The organism is Sulfurihydrogenibium sp. (assembly GCF_027448985.1).
Lineage (GTDB): Bacteria > Aquificota > Aquificia > Aquificales > Hydrogenothermaceae > Sulfurihydrogenibium.
The window spans coordinates 1-4257 of record NZ_DAIDMN010000096.1 but is presented as its reverse complement, the minus strand read 5'-3'; the positions used below and the strand labels follow the sequence as shown (position 1 = coordinate 4257).

Sequence of the window (4257 nt, the reverse complement as noted above, 5' to 3'; positions counted from 1 at the left end):
TCAAGCTAATTAAGGATATAGTCACAAGACTTGAAGAGAGGATAAAGGATGAGTTATCAAGAAGAACTTAAAAAGCTGAGAAAACAGATAGACCAAATAGATGAAACAATTTTAGAACTTATAAATAAAAGAGCGTTACTTGCTAAAGAAGTAGGGGAGATAAAGAAAAAGAATAATCTTCCAATTTTTGTTCCATCTAGAGAAAAGGAGATTTTTGAAATAATAGAAAAGTTAAACAAAGGACCTCTTTCAAATGACACAGTAAAACATATTTTTAGAGAAATAATATCAGCTTGTAGAAGTGTAGAAGAAAATATCAAAGTTGCATACTTAGGACCAAAAGCAACATTTACTCATCAAGCAAGTTTAAAGTATTTTGGTAGTGCTGTAGACCATATTCCGGTTTCAACGATAAAAGATGTTTTTGAGGAGATTGTAAAGAAAAAAGCTGACTTCGGTGTTGTTCCGGTTGAGAATACGATAGAAGGAGTTGTTAACTACACGCTTGATATGTTTTTGGATTATGATTTAAAGATAATAGGAGAAGTGATATTAGAAATATCTCTTCATTTGATGAGTATTAACACGAATATAAATGAAATACAAAAAATATACAGTCATAAATTTGCTATTGCGGAGTGTAGAGATTGGCTTTTAAAGAATATGCCCCATGCCCAAATAATAGAGGTAGAAAGTACAGCAAAAGCTGCAGAAATGGCGAGAGATGATTATGAAGCAGCAGCTATAGCCAGTGAATCTGCTGCAACCATTTACGGTCTTCACATTTTAGAAAGAAAGATAGACAAACATCTTTATAACTTTACAAGATTTTTGATAATAGGTAAAGATATACCACAACCAACTGGAAACGATAAAACTACCTTTATATTCTCTGTAAAAAACGAGGTTGGCGCTTTGTATAAAGCTTTGGAGCCTTTTTATAAAAATCAGATAAATATGACAAAAATAGAGTCAAGACCATCAAAGAAGGAAGCTTGGGATTACATATTCTTTACCGATATAGAAGGTCATATTCAAGATGATAAGGTTTCTAAAACTTTACAAGAGCTTAAAAGTAATGTACCATTTTTCAAAATACTTGGTTCTTATCCTAAAGCTCAGGATGTTTAGTTTTGTATATGAGATAAAATCCTACAAATAAAAATAAAGCATCAAAAGAAAATATGAAGTAGTAAGGAATATTTCCTACGGAAGCAATAGCTGCAATTATGGAAGTTCCATACCAGTATAAAACAATAGATAAAAATCCCATAAAAGTAATTAACTTATTTTTATTCCATATGAATCCGGATATAAAAACAGCTAACACGAAAGGAGATATCACAGTTGCTAATTTTTGATAAAACTGACTCCAAAAGTAAGAAGCATCATAACCGTAGTTTTGAGCTATTTTTGCCACTTTGTAAACTTGACTCAATGAAACAGGTTTTTTTTCTTTTATCAACTTTTTAATTTTTTCCGTGTCAACTCCTATACTAAGTTGTATCTTTTCAAATTTTGAAACTTTAACGTCTTCTATACTTTTTGATAAAACTTCTTTTCCATTGAAAAGGTCAATCCTATCCGGATTAACTTTAAAGTCAGATGCTTCCCACCTTTCGTAAGGGTTAAAATCTTTATCCATTTTTATTATCACAATCTCTTTTCCAATCTTTTTTTCTAAATCGAAAAAATCAAAGTAAATGAAAGTTTTTTCATCAAGTTTTAACCATAGATTATAAGCAATTGCTTTTTCATTATCTAAGGGTTGATTTTTCAGTCTTTGATAAGTTTCTGTATATATTCTATTTGTTTTTGGCATTAAAAGTTCAAGGTTAAGAAGTTGTATAAATGAAACTATCACAGAAAAAATTATTATTCTAGATGAAATGTAGTTTAAAGATATACCATTTAAAAGGATAGGATAAATCTCTCTACTTTTTATTAAATCGTTTGCAACTAAAAAAGCTGATATTGTAAGAGATACAGGAATAATGTAGTAGAAATTTTCCGGAAGTTTTGCAAAAATGTAAATCAGCATCAAACTAAAATCTTGAACTTTACTTTTTCTAATAATCTCTATAAGCTCTACCAAAACAGAGACTAAAGAAAAAGCCGGGAATATAACAAACAAATAAGCCGTTAATTTCCTATAAATATAAACGTCAAAAAGTCTCATCAGTAAATGAGTGCTGTAAGGAAGTAATCTAAAATCAGTATTAAAACAGATGCCACAACAACAGCTGTAGTTGTAGACCTACCTACACCTTCTGCTCCACCTTTTGTTATGTATCCAAAGTATGAAGTGATGATAGTTAAAACTCCACCAAAAACAGCTGCTTTATACAGTCCACCGAATATATCTTTTAACTCTGTAAAATCTTTTAATTTTTCCCAGTACATGTATTCATTGATACCGTATATATAAACGGAAGTAAAATAACCACCAATTACACCACTTATATACGATAAAACTGTTAAAGCAGGAACCATAAAAATGGCTGCAATGAATCTTGGAGAAACTAAGTAACTGTATGGATTAACAGCCATAACTTCAAGAGCATCTATCTGTTCTGTTATTCTCATAGTCCCAATATTTGCAGCGATTGCAGAACCTGACCTTGCTGTTACAAGTAAAGCAACCAATACCGGAGATAACTCTCTTGCTAAAGATAGTGATACTAAAGCACCCATTAAAAATTCAGCGTTGAATTTATGAAAAGTTGGATACGTTTCTACTACTAAAACACCACCGGTAAAAAATCCGGTTAGTATAATGAGTAAAGCTGCATTTACTCCTATATCTTCCATATACTTTAAAATATGTTTTATTTTAGGAGGTCTTTTAAAAGTTGCTGTTATCGTTTTTAGAAAGAAAAAGGTTATCTCTCCTGTATGTTCAATAAATTTTATAAAAAACATGCTAAAAATCTACCCCTTCATCGTATTCTTCAATTTCTTGATAATTTTCATTAAGCTCTTCTTCTATATTATTATCACTTGTTTTAGCTAAATTTTCAAATTTTGTTATCTCTTTAATAAATGCTAAGTTGACCGTTCCAGTAGGACCATTTCTTTGTTTTGCTATAATTATTTCGGCAAGACCTTCTTCCTGTGGTGAAGGGTTTTTCTTGTAATACTCAGGTCTATGTATAAACAAAACAAGGTCTGCATCTTGTTCAATGCTATTGTGGACTATTATATCATTTGCAACAAAATTGTGAACTTCCGGAACGGTCATATCATAAACTTCTTCTTCTCCAATGTATTTAATTTCTACAATTTTATCCCAGTAAATATCTGAATTAGCTAATACAGTAGCTATATAATCACCAATTTTTAATTGGTCTAATCTAACCCAACCGTCAACAGTTAGGAATGGATGATTTGCAGAAGCCTTTATCTCTTTTCCAGAATAGGTTTTTAATAAATAAATACTTTTTATTCCGGATGGAAAAACCTTTGATACATGAAATTTTTTTATTTTGTAATCTTTGTCTAATGCATAGGTATTAAAAGTTTTGCCTACTAAATCTTTTATTGGAATCCGTTTACCAGTATCAGCATCAATAATCAATGTATCACCGGTTAAACATCCGCTTTCTCTTAGGTCTGCAAGCTGAGGACGTTTGTCTGCTCTCATCTCAGCTTGACGAGATAACTGTGCTAACGCTATGACTGGTATTGAAAGTTCTTTTGCTAAGGATTTTAATCCCCTTGATATTTCTGCTACTTCTTGCTGACGGTTTTCAACTCTTCTATGGGACCTCAGTAGTTGAAGGTAATCAATAACAATTATCTTTATATCTTTTTCTTTTTTTAGTCTTCTTGCTTTTGCTTTTAAATCTAAAATAGATAATGATGCGGTATCATCTATAAATAAAGGTGCTTTCATCATTTTTAATGAGCTCAAAGTTATCTTTTCTATTTCAGATTCATTTAGAAATCCAGATCTTATTTTTTTCAGTGGTATTCTTGTCTCTTCTCCAAGTAACCTCATCGCTATCTGCTCTTTTGACATTTCTAATGAAAAGAAAGCCGAAGGAATGTTTTCTAAAACAGATAGATGGTGTAGTATTGATAAAGCAAAACTTGTTTTTCCCATTCCTGGTCTTGCTGCTATTATTACAAGGTCTCCAGGATGAAAACCTGTTGTAAGCCTGTCTAAATCGTAAAAACCGGATGGAATACCAGTAACAACAGTTTCTTTTTTTGCAAGTTCATTTATTATTTTTAAAGTTTCTTTTAAAACTTCTC

4 protein-coding genes are annotated in these 4257 nt (G+C 31.0%); 1 reads left to right on the top strand and 3 read right to left on the bottom strand.

Annotation, left to right across the window (positions count from 1 at the left end; genetic code table 11):
* The first annotated feature begins 48 nt into the window (after positions 1-48).
* On the top strand, positions 49-1131 hold the full coding sequence (gene pheA / locus NE054_RS07205; protein WP_297890178.1) for a prephenate dehydratase: 1083 nt from the start codon (positions 49-51) through the stop codon (positions 1129-1131).
* On the opposite strand, the gene NE054_RS07200 is transcribed toward pheA, so the two are convergent.
* The 3 genes from NE054_RS07200 to dnaB all read right to left on the bottom strand — a co-directional run.
* Positions 1112-2179: an LptF/LptG family permease gene (locus NE054_RS07200; RefSeq protein WP_297890176.1), complete on the bottom strand. Its 1068-nt coding sequence runs from the start codon at positions 2177-2179 to the stop codon at positions 1112-1114. The genes pheA and NE054_RS07200 overlap by 20 nt on opposite strands.
* A complete protein-coding gene (locus NE054_RS07195) occupies positions 2179-2922 on the bottom strand; it encodes an ABC transporter permease (protein WP_297890174.1) in 744 nt (247 codons plus the stop codon). The genes NE054_RS07200 and NE054_RS07195 overlap by 1 nt, the downstream gene beginning before the upstream one ends.
* A gap of 1 nt (position 2923) precedes the next feature.
* On the bottom strand, positions 2924-4257 hold a 1334-nt coding region (gene dnaB / locus NE054_RS07190; protein ID WP_297890172.1), incomplete at its 5' end, for a replicative DNA helicase.